This is a genomic window from Aeromonas sp. 600282, assembly GCF_049175755.1.
Lineage (GTDB): Bacteria > Pseudomonadota > Gammaproteobacteria > Enterobacterales > Aeromonadaceae > Aeromonas > Aeromonas veronii_A.
The window spans coordinates 40,578-64,244 of sequence record NZ_JAAKVR010000004.1 but is presented as its reverse complement, the minus strand read 5'-3'; the positions used below and the strand labels follow the sequence as shown (position 1 = coordinate 64,244).

20 protein-coding genes, 1 tRNA gene and 1 riboswitch are annotated in these 23,667 nt (G+C 61.0%); of the genes, 13 read left to right on the top strand and 8 right to left on the bottom strand.

From position 1 onward, the window contains the following. Positions 1-45 precede the first annotated feature (45 nt). From G5137_RS05860 to G5137_RS05850, 3 genes are all read left to right on the top strand, one after another. Complete coding sequence (locus G5137_RS05860) at positions 46-1,083, top strand: acyltransferase (RefSeq protein ID WP_227341551.1); 1,038 nt, start codon at positions 46-48, stop codon at positions 1,081-1,083. A gap of 291 nt (positions 1,084-1,374) precedes the next feature. Next, positions 1,375-3,417: a TonB-dependent receptor gene (locus G5137_RS05855; protein WP_421255061.1), complete on the top strand. Its 2,043-nt coding sequence runs from the start codon at positions 1,375-1,377 to the stop codon at positions 3,415-3,417. A 21-nt stretch (positions 3,418-3,438) separates the two neighbouring features. Next, complete coding sequence (locus tag G5137_RS05850) at positions 3,439-4,104, top strand: PepSY-associated TM helix domain-containing protein (protein ID WP_421255098.1); 666 nt, start codon at positions 3,439-3,441, stop codon at positions 4,102-4,104. 240 nt (positions 4,105-4,344) lie between these two features. Here the strand turns inward: G5137_RS05850 and G5137_RS05845 are convergent. Continuing rightward, a tRNA-Leu gene (locus tag G5137_RS05845) sits at positions 4,345-4,430 on the bottom strand. A gap of 143 nt (positions 4,431-4,573) precedes the next feature. Here G5137_RS05845 and G5137_RS05840 point away from each other — a divergent pair. After that, positions 4,574-5,107 carry an RDD family protein gene (locus tag G5137_RS05840; protein WP_042053459.1) on the top strand — a complete coding sequence of 178 codons (534 nt, stop codon included), beginning with the start codon at positions 4,574-4,576 and terminating at the stop codon, positions 5,105-5,107. 74 nt (positions 5,108-5,181) lie between these two features. On the opposite strand, the gene lptG is transcribed toward G5137_RS05840, so the two are convergent. Both lptG and lptF read right to left on the bottom strand, forming a co-directional pair. Further along, positions 5,182-6,252, bottom strand: coding sequence for an LPS export ABC transporter permease LptG (gene lptG, locus G5137_RS05835; RefSeq protein WP_421255060.1), 1,071 nt, complete (start codon positions 6,250-6,252; stop codon positions 5,182-5,184). 25 nt (positions 6,253-6,277) lie between these two features. Then, on the bottom strand, positions 6,278-7,390 hold the full coding sequence (gene lptF / locus G5137_RS05830; protein ID WP_005356742.1) for an LPS export ABC transporter permease LptF: 1,113 nt from the start codon (positions 7,388-7,390) through the stop codon (positions 6,278-6,280). Between the two features lie 172 nt (positions 7,391-7,562). On the opposite strand from lptF, the gene pepA reads away from it, so the two are divergent. From pepA to G5137_RS05815, 3 genes are all read left to right on the top strand, one after another. Further along, on the top strand, positions 7,563-9,071 hold the full coding sequence (gene pepA, locus G5137_RS05825; protein WP_005336423.1) for a leucyl aminopeptidase: 1,509 nt from the start codon (positions 7,563-7,565) through the stop codon (positions 9,069-9,071). Between the two features lie 174 nt (positions 9,072-9,245). After that, the gene (locus G5137_RS05820) at positions 9,246-9,701 is read left to right on the top strand and encodes a DNA polymerase III subunit chi (RefSeq protein WP_040068777.1); all 456 of its coding nucleotides are present in this window, start codon (positions 9,246-9,248) and stop codon (positions 9,699-9,701) included. 65 nt (positions 9,702-9,766) lie between these two features. Continuing rightward, entirely contained in the window at positions 9,767-12,619 is a 2,853-nt protein-coding gene (locus G5137_RS05815; protein WP_421255059.1) for a valine--tRNA ligase, read from the top strand. A gap of 67 nt (positions 12,620-12,686) precedes the next feature. Here the strand turns inward: G5137_RS05815 and G5137_RS05810 are convergent, their stop codons facing one another. Next, entirely contained in the window at positions 12,687-13,673 is a 987-nt protein-coding gene (locus G5137_RS05810) for a sodium:calcium antiporter (RefSeq protein WP_421255058.1), read from the bottom strand. An 88-nt stretch (positions 13,674-13,761) separates the two neighbouring features. After that, a riboswitch (yybP-ykoY riboswitch) is annotated at positions 13,762-13,868 on the bottom strand. A gap of 169 nt (positions 13,869-14,037) precedes the next feature. Between G5137_RS05810 and G5137_RS05805 the strand changes: the two genes are divergently transcribed. Beyond that, on the top strand, positions 14,038-14,625 hold the full coding sequence (locus tag G5137_RS05805) for a superinfection exclusion B family protein (protein ID WP_005336432.1): 588 nt from the start codon (positions 14,038-14,040) through the stop codon (positions 14,623-14,625). Between the two features lie 96 nt (positions 14,626-14,721). Here the strand turns inward: G5137_RS05805 and G5137_RS05800 are convergent, their stop codons facing one another. Further along, on the bottom strand, positions 14,722-15,576 hold the full coding sequence (locus G5137_RS05800; RefSeq protein WP_216954490.1) for an AraC family transcriptional regulator: 855 nt from the start codon (positions 15,574-15,576) through the stop codon (positions 14,722-14,724). Positions 15,577-15,580: 4 nt separating this feature from the next. Continuing rightward, complete coding sequence (locus G5137_RS05795) at positions 15,581-16,078, bottom strand: GNAT family N-acetyltransferase (RefSeq protein ID WP_216952700.1); 498 nt, start codon at positions 16,076-16,078, stop codon at positions 15,581-15,583. Between the two features lie 644 nt (positions 16,079-16,722). Between G5137_RS05795 and G5137_RS05790 the strand changes: the two genes are divergently transcribed. Both G5137_RS05790 and G5137_RS05785 read left to right on the top strand, forming a co-directional pair. Next, entirely contained in the window at positions 16,723-17,955 is a 1,233-nt protein-coding gene (locus G5137_RS05790; protein ID WP_421255057.1) for a hypothetical protein, read from the top strand. A 109-nt stretch (positions 17,956-18,064) separates the two neighbouring features. After that, complete coding sequence (locus G5137_RS05785; protein ID WP_216952698.1) at positions 18,065-18,844, top strand: substrate-binding periplasmic protein; 780 nt, start codon at positions 18,065-18,067, stop codon at positions 18,842-18,844. A gap of 7 nt (positions 18,845-18,851) precedes the next feature. Here the strand turns inward: G5137_RS05785 and G5137_RS05780 are convergent, their stop codons facing one another. Beyond that, positions 18,852-19,661 (bottom strand): helix-turn-helix transcriptional regulator, encoded by an 810-nt coding sequence (locus G5137_RS05780; RefSeq protein ID WP_216952697.1) that lies wholly within the window; start codon positions 19,659-19,661, stop codon positions 18,852-18,854. A 145-nt stretch (positions 19,662-19,806) separates the two neighbouring features. Between G5137_RS05780 and tyrS the strand changes: the two genes are divergently transcribed. From tyrS to G5137_RS05765, 3 genes are all read left to right on the top strand, one after another. After that, complete coding sequence (gene tyrS / locus G5137_RS05775; protein WP_421255056.1) at positions 19,807-21,072, top strand: tyrosine--tRNA ligase; 1,266 nt, start codon at positions 19,807-19,809, stop codon at positions 21,070-21,072. Positions 21,073-21,240: 168 nt separating this feature from the next. Continuing rightward, on the top strand, positions 21,241-22,152 hold the full coding sequence (locus G5137_RS05770) for a lipase family alpha/beta hydrolase (RefSeq protein ID WP_216954489.1): 912 nt from the start codon (positions 21,241-21,243) through the stop codon (positions 22,150-22,152). Beyond that, on the top strand, positions 22,149-22,889 hold the full coding sequence (locus G5137_RS05765; protein WP_216952695.1) for a lipase secretion chaperone: 741 nt from the start codon (positions 22,149-22,151) through the stop codon (positions 22,887-22,889). The genes G5137_RS05770 and G5137_RS05765 overlap by 4 nt, the downstream gene beginning before the upstream one ends. A 44-nt stretch (positions 22,890-22,933) precedes the next feature. Here G5137_RS05765 and G5137_RS05760 read toward each other — a convergent pair whose 3' ends face one another. Further along, complete coding sequence (locus G5137_RS05760; protein WP_216954488.1) at positions 22,934-23,635, bottom strand: hypothetical protein; 702 nt, start codon at positions 23,633-23,635, stop codon at positions 22,934-22,936. Between the last annotated feature and the right edge of the window lie 32 nt (positions 23,636-23,667).

Genomic DNA, 23,667 nt, shown 5'->3' with positions numbered 1-23,667 from the left:
GAGAATTTTAGCGTGCCATCACAACCCCTGTAACGACGAGCCACCATGCGTATTTCCAGTATCGAGTGCGGGCGGGTACTGGCCATTCTGGCCGTGATGACCATTCACGTATCCCCCTTCGCCAATCCGTTCAATCCCGCCCTGTGGGGAAGTGGATCCTGGCTCTGGCTGAGCGGCACCATCAACCAGTTATGCCGCTTTGCCGTGCCGCTGTTTTTCCTCTGTGCCGGTTACTTTCTGCAGCCGAGACTGAGCCGCGAAGCGCCGCTGACCGTGGCCTGGCGCTACTGCCACCCCTTGCTGCTGCTCTGGCTGGTATGGAGTCTGGTCTACCTGCTGGTGCCGTTCAATCCGCTGGATGCCGTACAGCAAGGCTATCTGGCCTCCCTGCGCGGGCAGTGGCAATTCCAGCTCGGCGACCCCCTCAATGGCTGGCTGGTGGGCGGCATGATCCACCTCTGGTTCCTGCCAGCCCTGGTCATGGCGGTAGCCCTGCTGGCACTCTGTTACCGGCTTGGCAGACCATCGCTCGCCATCTGGCTGGGTCTTGGCCTCTACCTGCTGGCGCTGCTGGGGGGCTCCTATGCCAAGCCGCTGCTGGGCGCCGAGTGGCCACTGCTCACCCGTAACGGCCCCTTCTTCTCCCTGCTGTTTGTGGCGCTCGGGGCCCTGTTGCGCCAGCGTCAGTGGCAGCCCGATGCCCGCACCGGCTGGCAACTGCTGCTGGCGGGCGTGACGCTCTATGGCTGTGAAGCCTGGGCGCTGCAGCACTTTGCCGCAGTGCCGCTCACCCGCCACGACTTCCTGCTCGGCTCCCTTCCCTGGGCTCTCGGCCTGTTTGGACTGCTGCTGGCCAACCCCGAGTGGGGCAAGGGCAGCTGGCTTGAACGTCAGGCCCCCAAAGTGCTCGGGATCTACTGCCTGCACATGATGCTGGTGGTCTGGCTCTTCGTGTTTGGCCCGCAGGCCGCATCCATCCTGTGGGAGATCGCCAAGGTGCCGCTGCTGCTGGGATCGTCTCTGCTGGTCTATCGCCTGCTGGCGACTATCCCCCTCACCCGCCGACTGCTGAGCACTCGCTGAGTCCGATATCCGGCCCGTCCTATCGGGCTGGATATCGCTTCACATTTCGCACCTTTTTCTTCCGCTACGCCCTTTTCCCTCGCTTCGTTCTCGCGGTTTGCTGTAATGGCTCTGCTTTTCAGCCGAGCTCTGCCGACCACACAACACGCACCCAAAGCCCCCTCCATTTTCACCTTGCCAGACAAATGAAAATCAATATCATTGGCATCCCGCTTAAGCGGGTCAGGCTAATTATAATTAAATCAATATGTTCGAGCCGTCAGGTCGACATCCAAAGAGTCAATATTGAATATGCAGCACCCTCACTTTCGCAGAACGCTGGTCTCGCTGGCACTGCTGGGCACCGGCTTCACTGCCCAGGCCACCGATGAAACCATGACTGTGGTTGGCAAACGCTCCCAGCATCAGGAAGTTGCCACCGCAACCCGTACCAATACGCCAGCCAAGCTGGTTCCCCAGACCATCGACAGCGTCAAGGTCAGCGAGCTGACCGCCTTCGGCCAACCTACGCTGAGTGAAGCCCTGAGCGGCATTCCCGGGGTCAACGCAAGCGGTGATACCCGCTTCGACGGGGTCAATATCCGCGGCTTCAGCGCCAGCAACGACTTCTATCTCGACGGATTCCGCGACGACATGCAGTACACCCGGGATCTCGGCAACATCGAGCGGGTGGAAGTGCTCAAGGGCCCGGCTGCCGTGCTCTACGGCCGCGGTAGCACGGGGGGCATCGTCAACCGGGTCAGCAAGAAGCCGCAAAAAGGGCAGGAGTCCAGCGTCACCGCCCGGGTCGGCAGCTTTGACAGTCAGCGACTGGCCGCCGACCTCAATGGCGAGGCGAGTGAGCAGGTGCAACTGCGCCTCAACATGGCGCAAGAGGACAAAGATAGCTTCCGCAACGGCGTGAAGAGCAAGCGCACCCTGCTGGCCCCCTCCGCCAACTGGGAGATCAGCGACAACCTCAACTGGCTGGTGCAGTACGAGCGCAACGAACATGACCGCACCCCGGATCGCGGCATTCCCGGGGTCAATGGCCGTCCGGCCGATGTGCCGCGAGAGTATGTCTACAGCGATACCAGCCGCGACTTCATCGATGACGTGGCACAATCCACCCGCTCACGCCTCTCCTGGGATATCAACGATCAGTGGCAGTTGCGCCAGCAGCTCGGTTACTCCACCCTCGACAGCCAGTTTGACAACACCTATGTCACCAGCGTCAAAGGGGATCAGGTGACCCGCTCCCGCTGGCAGCAGGATCTGAAAGCGAAGAACCTGATCAGCAACACCGAGGCAGAAGGTCTGTTCCAGACCGGCCCGGTGGAACATCGCCTGCTGGCCGGCTTCGAGCAGAACTGGCAGGAGCGCACACCCAAGCTCTACCAGAACGCCACCGCCATCCCGTCCGGCAACCTCTACGACCCGGGCTCACTGCCTACCTACAATGGCGCCATGAAGCTCTCCAGCGACGCCAAACACAAGGTGCGCGGCAATGGCCTCTATCTGCAGGATCAGCTCAGCCTGGGTGACTGGCATCTGGTGGGCGGGCTGCGCCGTGACGACTTCACCGTCACCAGTCGCCGCTACGACCTCAACAAGGAGGAGAGCGTCTCGGTCAACAGCCTGAGCCCGCGCCTCGGTCTGGTGTGGAATCCCCTCGAGGATCACGCCTTCTACACCTCCTACAGCAAGACCTTCACTCCGGTGGGCGGCGAGCTGATCGGCATCACCCCGGGCGACAAAAACAACGGGCTGGAACCCCAGCACACCCGCCTCTACGAAGGTGGGGTGAAGAGTGACTGGCTGAACGGCAAGCTGGCGACCACTCTCTCCCTCTATCGACTGGAGATGTACAACAAGCGCACCAAGGATCCGCTGGATCCCACCAAGGTGATCCTCACCGGCCTGCAGCGTACCGAAGGGGTCGAACTGAGCGCCCGCGCCGAGCTGACCGACGAGATCTATCTGCGTGGCGGCTTCGCCATTCAGGATGCGGAGCAGGTCAAGGCGGATGCGGATCTGCAGGGCAAGCGCCCGATGAACGTCTCCCGCCAGAATGGCCAGTTCTATCTCGGCTACAAGAGTGGTGAGCAGGGCTGGTTCGGTGAAACCGGCGTGACGGCGGTGGGCGATCGCTTTGCCGACAACGCCAACACCACCACACTGCCCGGTTACGCCCGCTTCGATGCGCGCGCCGGTTATCGCTGGCAACAGTGGGAAGCCGAGCTGAGCGCCGAGAACCTGACCGACCACGAGTACTTCGTCAGCGCCACCAGTGCCAACCAGATCATGCCGGGTACACCCCGTCAGCTGAGCCTGACCGGTACCTACCGTTTCTGAACTTTGTGACAACCACCCCGACTGGCCAGCTCTTGCTGGCCAGTTTTTTATGAAGCAACCACGATGAAACGCAGAAGAGTTCCCCTTCACAACAACAAATGGGTACGCCGCCTCCATGCCTGGGCCGGCTTTTTTACCCTCGCCCTGATGCTGATGTACGGCATCACCGGTCTCTGGCTGCAACACCGTGCCGTGTTGCCCATTCCCGGCCCCCACACCGACAAATCGAGTGAAGAGATAGTGCTCAAGGCGCCGCTCGCCAGCCCGGAGCAGCTGAAAAGCCTGCTGCAACAGCGCTATCCCGATACCTTTGCCGACGGGCGAACCATGATCACCCCGGCCCAGACACTGCCCACCCCGAACGGCCAGCTCACCCTACCCGCCAAGTGGGAGATGCGCGGCGTCACCCTCAGCCAGAGCGTGGCCGCCAGCTATGTCGAGGGCACTCTGCTGGTACATACCGACCTGCAGCAAGCCAACTTTGCCGCCAGCCTCAACCGGCTGCACCGCGGCATGGGTACCGGCCTCGGCTGGCAGCTGTTTGGCGATATCGCCGCCCTGGCCCTGCTGCTGCTGGCCCTCACCAGCCTGTTTATGTGGACCAAGCTGCACGGCACACCTAGAGCCATCATAGCACTGACGCTCGCAGGTGCCCTCGGTACCCTGCTGTTTGCCCTGCTGGGATAGCACGGCAACCATGTTCTGATGCAGCAAGGTTTGGAAAAAAAACGCAATAGAAACAGACCGCTGGCGGTGATGCTGTCAGCGGCTATATCAAGGAAAGGAAATAACGGAGAGCGGGAAAAGAGAAGGGATACCAAGAGGTAACGGGAAGTACTGCCTGCTCAGCAGCAACGCTGCCAATGCGCAGAAACGCCAAAAAAACAAAAGGCCATCATTGCTGATGGCCTTTTGTCATGAATTTGATGGTGCCCGGGGTCGGACTCGAACCGACACGGTTATTCACCGGCGGATTTTGAATCCGCTGCGTCTACCGATTTCGCCACCCGGGCAACTGCGAGGGATTATACGAATGGCGCGATGCCATGCAAGGTGTTTTTCGATTGAACACTCCCGTTTGTTCATTTATTCAACGCCTTGCCGATGCGGGGCCAGTTACATAGAATGCCGCCATCATCTTAATGGAATAAAAACGATGGCCAAGCCTAAAAAAGTCCAACAAAAATCCCCCTCTCCCGCCACTCAGCCATACCCGTCAGCGGGTCTGATGCGTCGCCTCGGCGCCCTCATCTATGATGCGCTGGTGGTGACTTCGCTGCTGATCATCGCTGGCTTCATCGGCATGGGTGTCGCCAAGCTGTTGCTGGTCACCGGCATGGCCAGCGTACCAGCGGGTGAAGATACCGTCTGGTTGCTGACCCGCCACCACCTGAGCCTGATCTACACCCTGTGGCTTGCCTTCGTCATCTGCGGTTTCTACACCTGGTTCTGGACCCGTGCTGGCCAGACCGTCGGCATGCGCGCCTGGCGGCTGCGCATTCAGAACGAAGATGGCAGCCACATCCGCGTTACCCAGGCGTTGATCCGTCTCGCTACCGCCGCCTTTGGTCTGGGCAACCTGATGTGCCTGTTCAACCGCCAGCGCCCACGGGCGTTTCAGGATATCTGGGCCGAGTGCGAAGTGATCGTGCTGAGCAAGCAGGAAAATCTGGAATTGTTGAACAAGTAATCCCGGATCAATGCAGCAACGAAAGAGGGCACCAACAGGTGCCCTCTTTGCATTTCCTCATAATCTCGTGCGGATTACTGCTTGCGGCTGAGGATGTAGAAGGAGATGCCGCCAAACAGCAAGCTGGGCGCGATAGCCGCCAGAATCGGCGGTACCGCATAGACCAGACTGATGGGGCCAAACACCCGATCGCTCACATAGACGGCGAAGCCGGTCATGATCCCCATCAGCATCCGCGCCCCCATGCTCACCGAGCGTAGCGGGCCGAAGATGAAGGAGGATGCCAGCAGGATCATCGCCACCACCGAGAGCGGTGACAGCAGTTTGCGCCACATCTCCAACTTGTATCGACCGGCATCCTGCTTGTTGGCATCGAGATAGCCGATGTAGTCGAGCAGACCGGAGACCGAGAGGTTCTCGGGGTCGATACTCACCACCCCCAGCTGTTTGGGCGTCAACTCTGAGCTCCACTCCATCTTGTCGTGCTCTTCACTGCGGATCTGAGCCGGGTCGTCGAAGCGGGTAACCTGCGTCTGCTTGAGCAGCCAGTGATGCCTTTCAAATACCCCCTCCCGTGCCTGCACCACGTCGATCAGCTTGCGCTCGGGGGTGAAGCGATAGAGGGTGATGCCGGTGAGGGCGCCATCGTTACGCACCCCGTTGATATTGACGAAGTTATTGCCATCGCGAGCCCACACCCCGTAGGCGGAAACCGTCAGACGACCTTCGGACAGCGCCCCCGCCTTGATGTCATCTGCCATCCGCTTGGCGATGGGGGCCACATACTCCCCCATCAGCCCCACCATGATCATCAGCGGGATCGCCGTCTTGAGCGCCGCCATTACAATACTGATCTTGGAGCGACCCGCTGCCTGCATCACCACCAGCTCGGAGCTGGTCGCCAGCTGACCCAGACCAATCAGGCCACCCAGCAGCGCGGCCAGCGGGAAGAAGAGCACCGCCTCCTTGGGCATGGAGAGCAGCACATAGTAGAGGGCGTTGATCATGTCGTAATTGCCGTCACCGACCGACTTGAGCTGCTCCACATACTTGATGAGCGCCGCCAGGCCAACCAGCGTGATTTCACACAGCAGGATCGACATGAAAATGACCCTACCGATATATCTATCGAGAATGCCAAACATCAGCAGAAGTTCCTATGTTGCAGCATCATGCTGATTTTCTGTTGAAATAGCGCCCTTTCACCCCGTTCCACCAGCTGGTGCCCTGCAGATTGAGGGGCAGGCCGATAAACAGCAGGTAACCGAGCGGCACCAGGAACATCCCCGGCCAGTAGGGCAGCCGACCGCTGTCAATGGCCGAACGGGCGGCGCTGAGCAGCAGGAAGTAGGAGAGATAGAGCATGATGGCCGGCAACAGCTTGGCGTAGCGCCCCTGACGGGGATTGACCCGCGCCAGCGGTACCACCAGCAGGGTCAGCACCGGAATGGAGAGGGGCAGCGAGATACGCCACTGCAATTCCGCCATCATGGCGTTGTCCTGGGTACCGAACAGTTCCATGGTCGGCTTGGCCGCCGCCTTGCGGTTGGAACGCTCCATCTCCTGCTGGCGGATCACCAGACCATATTCGCGAAAATCGGAGATCTGGAACTGTTTGCCGGAGAAGTTCCCTTCGTAGCGGGAACCATCCATCAGAGTCAGCCACTGCAGGCCGTTCTCATCGACCGTCACCACCCCTTCGGTCGCCACCACCACCGAGGGAGGATTGTTCCCCTCCGCCCGCTGCAGCACGAAGATCTTTTGCAGTTTTGAACCGTTGTCGTTCAAATCCTGGATATAGGCAACCAGACGCCCCTTGTCGAGCTCCATAAAGCGGCCCGCCTGCAGGAAGGAGATACCCGGATCCGACTTGAACTCGTCGATCACCTGATACTCGCGCTCCTTGGCTTGCGGGGCGATCCAACCGGTGTTGAACGCCGCGACCACCGCCGTCAGCAAGGCCAGCAACATGGCGCTGCGCATCACGAAACGGTGGCTGAAGCCGACCGCATGCATCACCGTCATCTCGCTTTCGGCGTAGAGGCGACCATGGGCAAACAAAATGGCTAAAAAGAGACTGATAGGCAGCATCAACAACGCCATATTGGGCAAGTTGAGCAGCAGCAGGGTGGAGACCAGACGTGTCGGCACCTCGCCATCGGCGGCGTCACCGATGATCTTGATAAATTGTTGGCTGACAAAGATAAGCAGCAATACGAATAACACTGCCAGCTGGGTTTTCAGGGTTTCCCTGAACAAATATCGGAAAACGATCACAGTCATTCCCAAGTAAACTTGTGTTTTTAGTCGAATGCCTGAAAAATAGGGCCGTATATTGGATTTTTACCAGTTTGAACTGCGGAGCCTGTGGCTGTTCGCTCCGCCTCTGATACCCCAACAAGCACCGCATTATTCAATAAAAGGTGCCTTTTGTCTTTAGGATGTAGGAGATTCCATGGAGTTCAGTGTAAAGAGTGGCAGTCCAGAGAAGCAACGGAGCGCCTGCGTCGTAGTCGGCGTATTTGAGCCTCGTCGCCTCTCTCCGGTTGCCGAACAACTGGACAAGATCAGCGATGGCTATATCAGTTCGCTGCTGCGCCGTGGCGACCTGGAAGGGAAACCAGGCCAGATGCTGCTGCTGCATCAAGTACCGGGCGTGCTCAGCGAGCGCGTACTGCTGGTCGGATGCGGCAAGGAGCGGGAACTCGACGAACGCCAGTACAAGCAGATCATCAACAAGACCATCACCACCCTGAACGAAACCGGCTCCATGGAAGCGGTCTGCTTCCTCACCGAGCTGCACGTCAAGGGTCGGGATACCTATTGGAAGGTGCGCCAGGCGGTAGAAACCACCAAGGCGGGCCTCTACAGCTTCGATCAGTTCAAGACCAACAAGGCCGAGCCACGTCGCCCGCTGCGCAAGCTGGTATTCAACGTGCCGACGCGTCGGGAACTGACCATTGGTGAAAAAGCCATCGCTCACGGTCTGGCCGTGGCCAAGGGTGTGCGGGTCTGCCGCGACGTGGCGAACATGCCGCCCAACGTCTGCAACCCGGCCTATCTGGCTTCCCAGGCCCGTCGTCTGGCCGATGCCTACGACAACATCACCACCAAGGTGGTGGGCGAGCAGGAGATGGCCGAACTCGGCATGAACTCCTATCTGGCGGTGGCCCGCGGCTCCGATAACGAAGCCATGATGGCCATCATCGAATACAAGGGTCATCCGGATGCCAAGCCCATCGTGCTGGTCGGCAAGGGTCTGACCTTCGACTCCGGCGGCATCTCCATCAAGCCGGCTGACGGCATGGACGAGATGAAGTACGACATGGGTGGCGCCGCCTCCGTGCTCGGTACCATGCATGCGCTGGCACAGCTGCAACTGCCGATCAACGTCATCGGCGTACTGGCTGGCTGTGAAAACATGCCGGGTGGCAACGCCTATCGTCCGGGTGACATCCTCACCTCCATGTCCGGCCAGACCATCGAAGTGCTCAACACCGATGCGGAAGGTCGTCTGGTGCTGTGTGATGCGCTGACCTATGTGGACCGCTTCGATCCGGAAACCGTCATCGACGTGGCGACCCTGACCGGTGCCTGCGTCATCGCGTTGGGTCACCACACCTCGGGTCTGCTGGCCAACCACAACCCGCTGGCCCACGAGCTGCTCAACGCCTCCGAACAGGCGGGTGATCGCGCCTGGCGTCTGCCGCTGTTTGACGAGTATCAGGAGCAGATCGACAGCCCGTTCGCCGACATGGCCAACATCGGCGGTCGTCCGGCCGGCACCATCACCGCAGCCGCCTTCCTGTCACGCTTCACCAAGAAGTACAACTGGGCCCACCTGGATATCGCCGGGACTGCCTGGAAGAGTGGCAAGGACAAAGGCTCTACCGGTCGTCCGGTGCCCCTGCTGACCCAGTTCCTGCTGAACCGGGCTGGCGTGGATATCGAAGAGAAAGAGTAACTCTCCGGCCCCTGCCGATGGCTGCATCGGAAGGGTTGGCGTTACCCTGAACAACAAGGAAGAGGCCCGCCTCTTCCTTGTTTCATTCTTGAATCAGTGAGCTGCGGACGGGAAACGCCCCGTCAGCCTCATGAGGCGGTCAACAGTCCGTCACCGCAAAACGGGATCAACCTGATGAGCCAAGTGACCTTTTACCTGATGAGCGAACAGGATGACGCGCAGGCCTCTGCGGTCGAGCGACTGGCCTGCACTCTTGCGGCCGAGTCGTGGGGTGCGGGCCATATCTACCTGTTCTGCAACGATGAGGCCCAGGCTCTGCGTCTGGACGAGCTGTTGTGGCAACTGCCGCCGGAGCGCTTCGTGCCGCACCAGCTGCAAGGCGAAAGCGGCATGGCCCCGGTGGAGATCGGCTATCAGCCACCGAAACGGCGCTACGCCCGCCTCATCAATCTGGCCACTGCGACACCTTTGTTTGCAGGACACTTCGCTCAAGTGGTAGATTTTGTCCCCACTGACGAAACACAAAAGCAGCAAGCCCGCGAGCGCTACAAGCACTATCGCCAGGCAGGCCATACCCTCGAAATGAGGGATCAGCCCGTCCTTGCCGCACCGGATCCGGCGCAGCCCTGACTGCGCCGCCTGTGATCCACGACGAATCAACACCAGAATCCATCCATCCAGATTACGGCGAGACCATGGAAAAGACTTTTAATCACAACGCCATCGAACAGGCGCTCTATCAGCACTGGGAAGCCCAGGGTTACTTCAAGCCCCACGGCGACACCAGCAAAGACTCCTTCTGCATCATGATCCCGCCGCCGAACGTCACCGGCAGCCTGCACATGGGTCACGCCTTCCAGCAAACCCTGATGGATACCCTGATCCGCTACAACCGCATGCAGGGCAAGAACACCCTGTGGCAGGCAGGTACCGACCACGCCGGTATCGCCACCCAGATGGTGGTTGAGCGCAAGATCGCCGCAGAAGAGGGCAAGACTCGCCACGATTACGGCCGTGATGCCTTCATCGACAAGATTTGGCAGTGGAAGGAAGAGTCCGGTGGCACCATCACCCGCCAGATGCGCCGTCTGGGCGACTCCGTAGATTGGGAGCGCGAGCGCTTCACCATGGATGAGGGTCTCTCCGCCGCCGTGCAGGAAGTGTTCGTTCGTCTTTACGAAGATGGCCTGATGTACCGCGGCAAGCGTCTGGTGAACTGGGATCCGAAACTCAACACCGCCATCTCCGATCTGGAAGTGGAAAACCGCGAGATCAAGGGCCACATGTGGCACCTGCGCTATCCGCTTGCCAATGGAGCCAAGACTGCCGAAGGCAAGGATTACCTGATCGTCGCCACCACCCGTCCGGAGACCATGCTGGGCGATACCGCCGTGGCCGTGAACCCGGAAGACCCGCGCTACAAGGCGCTGATCGGCCAGCACATCCTGCTGCCGCTGGTGAACCGTCTGATCCCCATCGTTGCCGACGAACACGCCGACATGGAGAAGGGCACCGGTTGCGTGAAGATCACCCCTGCCCACGACTTCAACGATAACGAAGTGGGCAAGCGCCACAGCCTGCCGATGATCAACATCTTCACTCTGGACGCCCACGTGCGTGCCGAGGCCGAAGTGGTCGATACCCACGGCAACCCGAGCACCGCCTATGACGCTGCCCTGCCGGCCGAGTTCGCCGGTCTGGAGCGCTTCGCCGCCCGCAAGGCGATTCTGGCCAAGCTCGAAGAGCTGGGTCTGCTGGACGAGATCAAGGATCACATACTGCAACAGCCGTACGGCGATCGCGGTGGCGTGCCCATCGAGCCGATGCTGACCGACCAGTGGTACGTGCGCGTGGCTCCGATGGCCAAGACCGCCATCGAGGCGGTGGAAGATGGCCGCATCCAGTTCGTGCCGAAGCAGTACGAAAACATGTACTTCTCCTGGATGCGCGACATTCAGGACTGGTGCGTCTCCCGTCAGCTGTGGTGGGGTCACCGCATCCCGGCATGGTATGACGACGCCGGCAACGTCTACGTTGGCCGCAGCGAAGATGAAGTGCGCGCCAAGCACAGCATCCCGACCGTAACCGTACTGCGTCAGGACGAAGATGTGCTCGACACCTGGTTCAGCTCCGCTCTGTGGACCTTCTCCACCTTGGGCTGGCCGAACAACACCGAGGCACTCAAGACCTTCCACCCGACCGACGTGCTGATGAGCGGCTTCGACATCATCTTCTTCTGGATTGCCCGGATGATCATGATGACCATGCACTTCATCAAGGACGAAAACGGCCAGCCGCAAGTCCCGTTCAAGACCGTCTACATCACCGGCCTTATCCGTGACGAAGAAGGCCAGAAGATGTCCAAGTCCAAGGGCAACGTGCTGGACCCCCTCGACATGATCGATGGCATCTCGCTGGAAGATCTGCTGGAGAAGCGCACCGGCAACATGATGCAGCCGCAGATGGCCGAGAAGATTGCCAAGCGTACCGCCAAGCAGTTCCCGGAAGGGATCGATGCCCACGGTACCGACGCCCTGCGCTTCACGCTGGCAGCGCTGGCCTCTACCGGTCGTGACATCAACTGGGACATGAAGCGCCTGGATGGCTACAACAACTTCTGCAACAAGTTGTGGAACGCCTCCCGCTATGTGCTGATGAACACCGAAGATCAGGATTGCGGCTTCAACGGCGGCGAGATGCAGTTCAGTCTGGCGGACCGCTGGATCCAGTCCCAGCTGCAAGTGGCCATCCGTGACTTCCGCACCGCCCTCGATACCTATCGCTTCGATATCGCGGCTGGCGTGCTGTACGAATTTATCTGGAACCAGTTCTGTGACTGGTATCTGGAGCTGACTAAGCCAGTGCTGACCAAGGGTTCCGAGGCCGATCAACGCGCTGCACGCCACACCCTCGTCAGCGTCCTCGAGACCCTGCTGCGTCTGGCGCACCCGATCATCCCGTTCATCACCGAGACCATCTGGAAATCGGTCGCCCCGCTGGCCGGCGTACACGCCGACACCATCATGATTCAGGCCTTCCCGGAGTTCGACGCCGCCAAGGTGGACGAAGCCGCGATGGCGGATCAGGAGTGGGTGAAGGAGTTCATCGTCAGCATCCGCAACATCCGTGCCGAGATGAACGTGGCCCCGAGCGTGCCCCTCAACGTGCTGCTCCAGTGCGATGCCAAGGATGCCCAGCGCGCCGCTGACAATGAGGCCTTCCTCAAGTCGCTGGCCCGTCTGGAGTCCATCCGCGTACTGGCGGACGGTGAAACCGCCCCGCTGTCAGTGAAGAAGCTGATCGGTGCCACCGAGCTGATGATCCCGATGGCTGGTCTCATCGACAAGGATGCCGAGCTGGCCCGTCTGGCCAAAGAGGTTGCCCGCCTGGTGGGCGAGTGCGGCCGTATCGAAGGCAAGCTTGGCAACGAAGCCTTCGTCGCCAAGGCGCCGGAAGCGGTCATCGCCAAAGAGCGTGAGAAGCTGGAAGATTACCGTCTCCAGCTGACCAAGCTGGAAGCCCAGCAGGCCGAAATCGCCGCGCTGTAAGCACCGCCCCAACCGATACAACAAAGCCCCCTGCCAAGGGGGCTTTTTCATATCCGCGCTTCCCGTTTCAGCTCACCAGCAGCCAACTGCAAAAACCGAGATAGAGCAGACCGACCAGCGCCAGCCGTCCGGCGGTCATGGTTCCCTTTCTGAACCCCCACCAGAGCAACCCCACCGCCAACAGCGTCACCAGCGAGGAGGCCATCATTGCGCCATCCAGCAACCAAGGGGTAAAGAGCAAGCAGAACGCCTTGGGGATAGTGCCCTGGATCATCATGGCCCCGGAGATATTGGCCAGTGCCAGCCGGTTCTTGCCCTGCCGCACCCAGATCAGCACGTTCATCAGCTCCGGCATCTCGGTCGCCACCGGACTCAACAGCAGGGCCGCGAGCACCGGCGAGAGGCCAAAAAGCTCGCCCATGCTCTCCAGCTGATGGACAAACAGCTGGGCCGCCAGCGCCACCACCACCAGTGCAGCCAGTGTCTGCAGCAGCACCTTGCCAAGGGGCGGGATCCCGGCATTTGGAGCCAGCTTGAGGGGCTCCGGCAGCTCGACCTCATGGCTGTCACTCTGTTTCAGCTCGCGCCTTACATAGACGAGGTAGACCAGCAGGAAGAGCGGGGCCAGCCAGCTCTTGCCGGTGAAGGCGACCAGCCCCAGCGCGGTCGCCACCAGAAAGATCCCCATAAACCAGCGCTGATCCCGCCCAATCTCGCGCTGCACCTCGCCATCGATGGCCCGTTCGGTACGCCCCATGCAAAGCAGCAGGGTGAGGCCGACTGCCGCATAGCCGATGGTCGCCAACACCAGCGGCCCGCCAAGGGCGGCGCCAATGCCGATCTCCTGCTGGGCGGTTGTGTTGCCCATCAGCAGAGCTGTCAGGGTCACGATACACTCGGGCAGCGCCGTACCCAGTGCAGCCAGCAGGGAGCCGGTAGCGCTTTGGGAGAGTTTGAAGTGGTGGCCGGTCCACTCGATGCCGTTGACGAAGTATTCGCAGGCAAGGTAGATGGTGACCGCAGAGACGAGAAATAACAGCAGGGTAATCAACATAATAGATACCGCCAGGCGAGCAGAGTAAGCAATGGACCCGACATGGCTCGCCCGGCTGGCGTGCATATCGAGGCCAAAGGTCTTGCAGAGCGATAGTGCCTATCGCCGCCCATGCCATGGATACGAGGATCCAAGAGTGTTGACATGGGCCCGGCCCGGAATGCGGGCGGGTTGCTACTCCCCAATGACTGAGGGGACGTTTTAGCAACTCGACCGCCGCCTCACAAGGCAAATTACTGATAACTCATTCAATAAGTTGTAAGGAAATGTATCGCCAGCCTCCCCTCCCCGGCGCCATTACGCTGTTGGCACACCGATTGCTGTAGGTAGTTCACTATCCACAACAGTTTGGGAAGGATGAACAATGAAACGGTGGATCCAACATTTCTATCAACTGAACCGCCTCAATTGGCTAATGGTCTGGTTGTTGCTCTGTTGCAGCATCATTTTGCTGTTTCCGGCCGGGCTGATGAAAGGGGCCGTCAGCCAGTGGGCTGCGGATCATGCGGCCTGGCTGGGGGTCGGCATGCTGATCGCCATCTCCTACTTCTGCAGTCAAGGCTTCCTGATCGCCTGGGAGTGGGCGTGCGAAGAGTGGCAGGCGCGCCGTCAGCAGGACCAGCTGGCCCAGATGATCGGCTTCCTCGACTTCAACGAGAAGGCGGTGCTGCGCGAGTTCGTGCTGCAGCGTAAAAGCGTCATAAACTTGCCGATCACCGAGCCCGCCGTCAAAAACCTGATGGATGCCGGCGTCCTCACCTATGCCTACGGCAAGCCGACCCGGGAGAAGGATGACGAGAACCAGATCCGTGCCCTGATGATTGCCCTGCCCGCCCGGCCGCTGCTCACCTACAAGGTGCTCGGGTTGTCGCGTGGCAAGATGAGCGACGAACAGGTGGAGCAGATCATGAACGCCCGCCCCAAGTTCGCCCAGAAGGGGTTCCAGCGCTAACCGCCGCCCAACCGCCAGATGCAAAAGAGCCGGACACTGTCCGGCTCTCTAATTTCTGCGCGATGCTCTGTACCATCCCTTACGTCTTGTTGTGCCCTAACCCTTTAGGCTGGAGCAAAAGCTCACATCCGCAACCTTGGTCACCGGATCGAAGCTGTGATAGAGCTCGAAACAGGGTCGATCATCAAATTCGAAACCGGCCGCTACCACCTCACCGATATGTTGCTGCCAGAGTGCGGGGTACTGGGCCGGGTCGGTCACGGTAAAACGTGACTGGCCATAGCGGCCGCCCGCCAGCTGCTGGATCTCCACATTGCCACTTCCCCTGGTGCCCGCCGGCACGGTGACGCAAATATCGGTGCGGCACTGCTGGGGAGCCGTCACTTCGGGGTTGTCGTGGTAGATGAAGATCCACTCCCCTTCGGCCAAGCCCAACCCGACAGCCCATTGATAGAGCTGGTCACACACCGGCTCATAGCCTATGCCGTAAGGGCCGGTGACCCGGATATAGGCCAGAGTGCGCGCAGCCATCTGTTCGGTTTTCATCTGTAGCCTCCTTTCACTGGAACGGCCTTCAGCATAATCAGAGACCCGGGCAGCCGCGTGTCCATTCTTGCTCAGTTGCAAGAGTGACGGCTGGCGGCGCAACATCCCCGGTGCCATGGCAAACTGCTTGCGAAACGCCTTGGCAAAGGCCTGTGAGCTGGCAAAACCGGCCGAGAAGGCAATCTCGGTGATCGGGTCGCGACTGTAGCAGAGAGAGCGAGCAGCCCGCTCCAACCGCAGGCGGCGCTGCATCTCGGTCGGGGTTTCACCGGTGACGGCGGTAAAGACCCGATGAAAGTGATAGCTGGAGAGCGCCGCAAGACTGGCCGCCTCACTGAGGCAGAGCTCGGGATTCTGCTCCAGCGCCCGGATCACCGGGCGCAATCTGGCCTGATAATCGACCATGCCGTTAGCGACTGACGCCCCCCGCAACTCTGGCCATATAGAACACATCCACATAGCGCCCTTGCCGGAAGGCATAGTCACGAGCCAGCCCCTCCTGCGTGAAACCGAACTTGCGATAGAGCGCCTGTGCGGCCTCATTGTCGGTATAGACGGTCAGCTCAATCCGGTGCAGGTTGAGCCAGTTATCGGCCAGATCCAGCGCCGCAGCCATCAGGGCAGAGCCCACCCCCTTGCCTGCCCAGTCATCCCGTACCCCCATACCGATACAGGCCACATGCTTGCGTCTCGGATTGGGCTCAACCAGCAGCGAGAGCTGGCCTACCAGCAAGCCGTCAACATCGGCGACCAGTGCCACCACGCTGTCACTCTCCAACCGCTTCTGCCACTGGCTAAGGGGAGACATAGGCAAGTGCAAAGTGCCCGCCTGGGCATTGGGCATGGCATAGAGATCCCGCAAGGCGGGGGCATCGGCGGATTCGGCATGACGGATGGTAATCTGCATATGAGGCTCCTTCTCGAAACGTCCATCATGCATCATCCATCGCATCACTCCATACAACCGGCACGGTCAGAGTGATTTATTGTCGGCAGACAGGGCTGCACACTGAGCCATTCAGCCAGTTTCATAGGTGAAAAAAAACGGAGCAAACGCTCCGTTTTTCAATGCTTTATCAATCCCGGACGGAACGCGCTTCGCGCTCTTGCCGCTCCCTTGCCAACAGGCGTTTGTACCACCAGCTACTGCGACGACGTTGTGCATTGGAAGAGCGACGAGCCATTTCTTAGGTTCCAGCCAAGAGTAGAAAGGAGCTGCATTATGCGACAGGGATCACGTCCATGTCTTTAGCTGGATCAAGAAAAGCCTCACTGGCCCCCTGAAATCCTCTTCTGGTTTTGCTGCCATGTGGCCACTGGCAGCACCATCGCAGGGGAACGCCAGACTCTCAGGCCCACTCCAGCAATCAACCCGGCCCCGAGTTTACTTGACGGATAATCATACAGCCTGCTGGCATTGTGGAACCAATATGGTAGCCTGCCAGCGCCTGCGGGCAGTCTCTCGCTGCCACGCGCAAACTCCCGGTGAATTTGTCACGTCCTGACAAAATATAACCTTATTTATCAAATCGTTATTTGGATATTATCCCAATGCGTATCATGCCGTTGCTCAAGGCTGCCTGCCTGAGCCTGATGTTGTCCGCCTGCGTTGCTCCATTGCTGATGATGAGCCCCACCAGCCAGCTGATGTGGGCCCTGCTCAAGCCGCTGGTCGGCTTTGACCCGAACGAGGTCAATCTGTTCGAACAACCCCTGATCAAGGATCGGATGACCGCCATCCTTGGCCCCAATTACGACAGCACCATGCAGTTGCTCAAGACGGCCGACAAGTTACAGCAGGAGGGGCCGCTTTTCTATGTGGTCTCCGAGTATGCGCCCGTGCCGGATATCGCCAAGCAGGCGGGGATGGTGTGGAACTCGCAAACCAACCAGATGTCTGTATTGCTGCAAAAAGGGGATGGCACCACCCTGACCTTCGGCGAAAATCTGGCGGGCACGGCACCGACCTGGCCAACCGCCATGCAGGGCTGGCAGACCCCCACCAGCCAGCTCACCCCGGCGGCCAATGCCCTGACCGGGGCGGCGACCAGTCAGAGTGGCGCCTCCCCCTTCTCCCTTGGCAGCGCTCTGGGCACAGTGACCCGCGGCGTCACCGGCTCGCTGACCAACAGTGCAAGTCAGGCTATCAGCGGCGCAGCCGCCAACGCCACAGGGCAGGCCACCCAAGCGGTAAGCCAAAGCGCGACCGATCTGACCCGTAGTGCAACCACCGCAGTCACTGCACCCGCCAAACAGGCGGTGAGCAGCGCCACTGCGACCGCAACGCAAGAAGCCACCAAGGCCGTTGCCACTCCTGCCAAACAAGCCGTCAGCACCGCCGCCGCAACCGTGACGCAAGAAGCCACCAAGGCAGTTGCCGCTCCTGCCAAACAGGCCGTCAGCAGCGCCGCTGCGACCGCAACGCAAGAAGCCACCAAGGCCGTTGCCGTTCCTGCCAAACAAGCCGTCAGCAGCGCAGCTGCGACCGCGACGCAAGAAGCCACCAAGGCCGTTGCCGCTCCTGCCAAGCAAGCCGTCAGCAGCGCCGCTGCGACCGCGACGCAAGAGGCCACCAAGGCTGTTGTCGTTCCTGCCAAACAGGCAGTCAGCACCGCCGCAGCTACTGTGACACAGGAAGCCACCAAGGCTGTTGCCGCGCCAGCCAAACAGGCCGTCAGTGCCGCCCCCCATACGGCCGGAGAGAGCGCCACCGATGCCGCCATAGCAGCAGAAGCCGAGGCTCGCGCCAAGGCAGAGGCGGAGATGGAGGCCCTGCTAAAATAAACCGACAGGTCACCGCAAGGTGGCCTGTCGCGGTATCCGCGACCCGACTATGAACTTCCGGCCAAGGACACATAGACTGATAGGTAATTCCCTGCACAAGGAGTGCGCCATGCGATCCCTGCTCGCGGCCCTTATCGCCCTGCTCCTGCTGACCAGCTTCCCCGCACGGTCCGCCTTTATCTATTACTCGGAGCAGAACATGCCCCTCAACGGGCTGGACAAGGAGGGCAAGCCCATCGGGCTGGCAGTTGAGCTGCTGCGGCTGATGTGGCGCGAGCTGGGGGAGCCGGAGCAACCGATCCAATTTCTGCCATGGGCCCGCGGTTGGTATCTGCTGACCCAGCAACCGGAGGCCGTTCTTTTTACCACCGCCAGAACCAAAGAGCGTGATCCCCATTTCCTATGGGTTTGCCCCATCAGCCACTCGCGAGTGACGCTGGTCGGACGAAAACAGGATGCCCCCAGAGTGACCGGCAAGGGGGATCTGGCCAAACTGCAGGTAGGGGTAATGCAGGCTGACGTGGGGGAGCAGTTACTGCTCAACCGCGGCATCAGCCCGGGCAACATGATGGCGGTGGAGCGCATGGAGCAGGTGGTACGCCAGCTCATCATGGCCCGTACAGATCTGGTAGCAGGCAACGAGGTGATGTTATTCCATCAACTGAAAGCTCTGGGATTTGCCGCGGAAGATTTCATCTCTGTCGCAGTGCTGGAGGAACAGGACAACTGCTTTGCTTTCAACCCGCGGGCGGATCGGCAGCAGGTCGCCCGGTTGCAACAAGCCCTCGATCAGGTTCGTCTCGGTAGCGAATACCGGCAGTTGATGGAACGCTACCAGCGGCTCAGTAACCTTCCCCAAAGCGATAAGCCGCTACCGAAGATCGAGTAACCCCGGTTCATCCTCTTCCCTCTGTGGTGATCAGATGGTTGAGGAAGAGATGAAACAGCTCTGCCCGCGAGCCGAGCCGCAGCTTGCCATAGAGATGCTTGCGGTGATTCTTCACCGTACCGCTGCCAATCCCGAGCTCCGCGGCAATCGCCTCGGTATCCAGCCCCTGCAGCAACAACTCCGCCACCTGCCGCTCGCGCCGGGTGAGCAGATCCCCCCCGACACTCGCCATCGCCTGCTCCACCGCACTCCGGAGGCTGGCGCTGTCTGGCAGCGCAGTGCTCTGGGCCAACAGCGGCTGGCTCTGCCGCCACTGCTGACGACAGAGCGAATGCACCAGCGGGAACAGCTGCTCCAGCCTTGCCTGCTCGTCACGGCTGAGGGTACTGCGCTTGTCGAGTCGCCCGAGAAACAGCATCAGTGTCAGTCCGTCCCGCACCGGCAGGATCAGCCCCACCTCCTCCTGCCAGCCGGTGGCCTGATAGAAGTGGTGGCGATATTCGGGATCGAGCCGCCCTTGGGAGACCTGCGCCAGGGTCCAGACGCCGGCAGGCAAGCCCTGCTCCAGCGCCTGCATAAAGGGATCCTGACTGAAGTGGCTGGTGAGGTAGCGATCAAACAGCAGAGCCCGCTGATGGTTGAGGTTGTCGTAGAGGTAGACGGGCCGCTGCCCCACCCCGAGCAGCAGGGCACAATCAAACGCCACCTGCTGCTGGATCAGCCGCACCAGCGCCGCCGCAAAGGCGCTGCTGTGCAGGGCATCGACTACCTCGGTCATGCTGCGGGTCAAGGCATCTGTGGTGAATGGCTGGGTCATGGTGGCACGTTTCCGGTGACGGGGAGCGATTCCCCGCTATGGCTGAATGCTAGCACGAGAGTGGCAAAACTGTCCCTGAGGGGACATATCCGCCACCAGCCAGAACGGCGAGGATGACGGCTTTCCCCCTGCTGTTGGAGAACCCATGATCAACCCCCACCTGCTCGATGAGCTGACCGAGCGCGGCCTTGTGGCCCAGAATTCCGACCCGGCAGCCCTGGCCGATCATCTTGCCACCCCGCGCACCGTCTATTGCGGGTTCGATCCCACTGCCGGCAGCCTGCATATCGGCCATCTGGTGCCACTGCTGATGCTGCGCCGCTTCCAGCTGGCTGGGCACACCCCGGTGGCACTGGTGGGCGGGGCAACCGGCCTTATCGGCGATCCCAGCTTCAAGGCGACCGAGCGCAGCCTCAACAGTGCCGATAACGTGCAGGGTTGGGTCGCCAGCCTGTCGGCCCAAATCAGGGCGCTGCTGCCCGCCGATGATGGCCTGTCGGCCCCGCAACTGGTCAACAATGGCGACTGGATGGGGCAGATGTCCGCCCTCGATTTTCTGCGGGATATCGGCAAGCACTTCTCGGTCAACGCCATGCTGGCGCGGGAGTCGGTGCGTCAGCGGCTGGCTCGCCCGGATCAGGGCATCTCGTTCACCGAGTTCTCCTACGCTCTGCTGCAATCCTACGACTTTGCGGTGCTGCACCAGCGGCTCGGTTGCACCCTGCAGATTGGCGGCAACGACCAGTGGGGCAATATCACCAGCGGCATGGATCTGACCCGTCGCCTCCATCAGGCGCAGGTGCACGGCATGACCCTGCCCCTCATCACCAAGGCAGACGGCACCAAGTTCGGCAAGACCGAAGGGGGCGCGGTCTGGCTCGATCCGGCGCTCACCTCCCCTTACGCCTTCTACCAGTTCTGGCTCGGCACGGCGGACGAGGATGTCTACCGCTTCCTGCGCTACTACAGCTTTATGCCGCTGGCCGAGATTGAGGCGCTGGAGGCGGAAGACGCGAAGCGGCAGGGGCGCAAGCAGGCCCAGCAGGTGTTGGCGAACGAGCTGACCGAGCTGGTGCACGGCAAGGCGGCGCTGGCTGCGGTGCAGCGCATCAACGAGCTGCTGTTTAGCGGCGACGTGACCCGCCTCGGCGAGAGCGATCTGGCACAGCTGGCGCAGGATGGCATGCCGTGTAGCACCGTCAGCGGCGAGACGGATCTGGTCAGCCTGCTGGTCAGCTGCGGTCTGGCGAACTCCAGGCGTATCGCCCGTGAGCTGCTGGCGGCGGGCGCCATCAGTCTCAATGGTGTGCTCAAGCAAGATGATCAGCTGAGCGCCACTGATCGGCTGTTTGGTCGCTACTTGCTGCTGCGCCGGGGCAAGAAGCAGTATCACCTGGTGGAGTGGCAATAAGCCACAGGGCGGGGAGCACAGCCTCCCCGCCCGCACCCTGAATCCCTTTTGAATCCCGAGTTGCGATCCCCCTCACAGCCTCTCCCGTCAGCAGCCACCATACTGGCACCGGCGAACATGGAGTACGCCACACAATCTGTTCCTCACGATTCAACAAGGATGCTGATGATGAAGAGATGGCTTCTGGTGCTGCTCTGCACCCTGCCCATGCTGGCACACGCCAGCGGATACACCCAGACCCGCTACCCCATAGTGCTGGTGCACGGCCTGTTCGGCTTCGACAAGCTGCTCGGGGTCGATTACTTCTACGGCATTCCGCAAGCCCTGAGCCGCGATGGCGCCAAGGTCTACGTGGCTCAGGTATCTGCTACCGCCAGCTCCGAGCAGCGGGGGGAGCAGTTGCTCGCCCAGATTGAACTGCTGCTGGCCGCCACCGGCGCCGAGAAGGTCAACCTGATCGGCCACTCCCATGGCGGCCCGACCATCCGCTATGTCGCTTCGGTCGCCCCCGAGCTGGTCGCCTCCGCCACCAGCGTCGGCGGGGTCAACTACGGCTCCGAGATTGCCGATCTGGTGCGGGCCAATGCCGCCCCCGGCTCGGCCGCTGAGAAGCTGGCGGCCGCCGCAGCCCACGCCCTCTCCGACATGATTTCGCTGCTCTCGGGCGGGAGCCAGCTGCCGCAAGATCCGGTCGCCGCCCTCGATGCCCTCACTAGCAAGGGGGCCAGCCAGTTCAACCAGCGCTACCCGGAGGGGCTGCCCAGCCGCTATTGCGGCGAGGGGCCGATGCAGGCCAGCAACGGCGTCTACTACTTCTCCTGGAGCGGGCGCGGCAACCTGACCAATCTGCTGGATCCGGTGGATCCTGCGCTGGCGCTGACCGGCGCCTTCTTCAAGGAGCCCAATGACGGGCTGGTCGGAGTCTGCAGCAGTCACCTCGGCAAGGTGATCGGCACCGACTACCGGATGAACCATCTGGACGAAGTGAACCAGTCATTCGGCATCCACCATCTGTTCGAGACCGATCCGGTCACCCTCTATCGCCAGCATGCCAACCGTCTCAAGGAGCTGGGACTATGAAGATCGCCACCCTGCTCGTCGTGCCCTGCGCCATCACCCTGCTGCTTGGCGGGGTGTTGCTCTGGCCCACAGCACCGACGGCAGACTCATCACAGGCTCAAACCAATCAGCATGCACAGAGCCACCCGCACGATCCCGAGCAGGAGGCCGCCGATGCCCTGCAGGCGCGCTATCGCACCTTTGTCTCCGCCCAGAGCAGCCTGACGGTGCCCACCGAAATCTCCCTCGCCAGCTTGCAGATCCTGTTTGACGAGCGGGAGCAGCTGCGCCAGCAGAGCTTTACCCCGGCCGAGCAGGCCCAGCTGTTTGCCGAGGATCGACTGATGGAGCAGCTGACCCTGCGCCGCAGGGCGCTGGCGGAAGCAAGAGACAGCGACAAGTCGCAGCTGGCCAGCGAGCTGGATCTCTGGCTGGCGGAGCAACCGGGCTGGTTTCGCGAGGCGGAGGCCAACAGCCGCCTGCTTGAAGAGTTGCAAGAGCTGGCACAGATGGAGCCAGCCAAACGGGATGCCCTGCTGCTGGAGACGGGGGGGCCGGAAGCAGTGGATCGGATGCGCCAGCTGGAGCAGAACCGGCAAGGGTTCGAGGAGCAGCTCAGCGGCTTTCTGGCCGAACTCAGGCAACTGCCGAACGAGGCCCGGGCCGAACAGCAACAGGAGCTGCTGGCCCGCTGGTTCGAACCCGGACAGTGGCGCCGGGTCGAGGCGCTCACCCGGCTCAAGCTGGGGGAACAATGAGCCAATGACAAGGGGCCCACGATGGGCCCCTTGCTGTGGTGCACTTATTGCGGCTTGTTGGTTGCCGGTAAAGATTGCCAGGTGAGGCGGGTCACCTGAGTGCCCTGCACCTCGCACTTGAGGCTCAACTCCTGCCACCCCTTATCCTGACGCAGGGAGACCTCCCCCTCGATCCCCTGCTCGCCAATCTTCAGCTTATCCTGCTCGAAGATCACCTTGTCGCCATGGGCAAGATCCATCAGTTTGCCGTTGCAGAGCCAGTGAGCGAGATCCGCCCCCTTCAGCTTGACGCCACCCTTGGCCGCCCTCTGCTCGGCCGCGCTCGGCGCGAACAACTTGCTCAGCTCGGCGGCCCGCTTGGTGAGCCACTCCTGACGCTGCTGCATGCTCATCTTGCTGACAAACTCGGCGGGCTGGCCCTTCTCGTCCAGCCATTGGGTCAGCTTGCCGCTGTCGTCAAAGGCGAACTGGGCGGCGGGCTCTTTGACCCCGAACAGCTTGCCGCCCTTGAAGTAGTAGCGGCTCTCCCCTTCCAGCTTGCCCAGCTCGTTCATGATGGGCACGGCGATGATGACGGGGGCGCCATCGATCCAGGCCTTGATATCGACGCCGTCATGGCTGAATTGACGGATATCGAGGGCGCTCTCGGCCCCCTTCTCCATCAGGGTAAACTGCTCGGCGAGAGAAGCGGCCAGAGAAGGGAGGGAGCAGAATCCCAGGGTCAGCGCGATCGCTGTGTTGCGCATTGAGTTGTACATAACACTCCTGTGATGGGCCA

What these genes read in the sequence shown, in the direction of transcription:
- G5137_RS05860 (WP_227341551.1), top strand. Translation starts at nt 46, where the DNA reads ATGCGTATTTCCAGTATCGAGTGCGGGCGGGTACTGGCCATTCTGGCC.
- G5137_RS05855 (WP_421255061.1), top strand. Translation starts at nt 1,375, where the DNA reads ATGCAGCACCCTCACTTTCGCAGAACGCTGGTCTCGCTGGCACTGCTG.
- G5137_RS05840 (WP_042053459.1), top strand. Translation starts at nt 4,574, where the DNA reads ATGGCCAAGCCTAAAAAAGTCCAACAAAAATCCCCCTCTCCCGCCACT.
- lptG (WP_421255060.1), bottom strand. Translation starts at nt 6,252, where the DNA reads ATGTTTGGCATTCTCGATAGATATATCGGTAGGGTCATTTTCATGTCG.
- lptF (WP_005356742.1), bottom strand. Translation starts at nt 7,390, where the DNA reads ATGACTGTGATCGTTTTCCGATATTTGTTCAGGGAAACCCTGAAAACC.
- pepA (WP_005336423.1), top strand. Translation starts at nt 7,563, where the DNA reads ATGGAGTTCAGTGTAAAGAGTGGCAGTCCAGAGAAGCAACGGAGCGCC.
- G5137_RS05820 (WP_040068777.1), top strand. Translation starts at nt 9,246, where the DNA reads ATGAGCCAAGTGACCTTTTACCTGATGAGCGAACAGGATGACGCGCAG.
- G5137_RS05815 (WP_421255059.1), top strand. Translation starts at nt 9,767, where the DNA reads ATGGAAAAGACTTTTAATCACAACGCCATCGAACAGGCGCTCTATCAG.
- G5137_RS05810 (WP_421255058.1), bottom strand. Translation starts at nt 13,673, where the DNA reads ATGTTGATTACCCTGCTGTTATTTCTCGTCTCTGCGGTCACCATCTAC.
- G5137_RS05805 (WP_005336432.1), top strand. Translation starts at nt 14,038, where the DNA reads ATGAAACGGTGGATCCAACATTTCTATCAACTGAACCGCCTCAATTGG.
- G5137_RS05800 (WP_216954490.1), bottom strand. Translation starts at nt 15,576, where the DNA reads ATGGTCGATTATCAGGCCAGATTGCGCCCGGTGATCCGGGCGCTGGAG.
- G5137_RS05795 (WP_216952700.1), bottom strand. Translation starts at nt 16,078, where the DNA reads ATGCAGATTACCATCCGTCATGCCGAATCCGCCGATGCCCCCGCCTTG.
- G5137_RS05790 (WP_421255057.1), top strand. Translation starts at nt 16,723, where the DNA reads ATGCGTATCATGCCGTTGCTCAAGGCTGCCTGCCTGAGCCTGATGTTG.
- G5137_RS05785 (WP_216952698.1), top strand. Translation starts at nt 18,065, where the DNA reads ATGCGATCCCTGCTCGCGGCCCTTATCGCCCTGCTCCTGCTGACCAGC.
- G5137_RS05780 (WP_216952697.1), bottom strand. Translation starts at nt 19,661, where the DNA reads ATGACCCAGCCATTCACCACAGATGCCTTGACCCGCAGCATGACCGAG.
- tyrS (WP_421255056.1), top strand. Translation starts at nt 19,807, where the DNA reads ATGATCAACCCCCACCTGCTCGATGAGCTGACCGAGCGCGGCCTTGTG.
- G5137_RS05770 (WP_216954489.1), top strand. Translation starts at nt 21,241, where the DNA reads ATGAAGAGATGGCTTCTGGTGCTGCTCTGCACCCTGCCCATGCTGGCA.
- G5137_RS05765 (WP_216952695.1), top strand. Translation starts at nt 22,149, where the DNA reads ATGAAGATCGCCACCCTGCTCGTCGTGCCCTGCGCCATCACCCTGCTG.
- G5137_RS05760 (WP_216954488.1), bottom strand. Translation starts at nt 23,635, where the DNA reads ATGCGCAACACAGCGATCGCGCTGACCCTGGGATTCTGCTCCCTCCCT.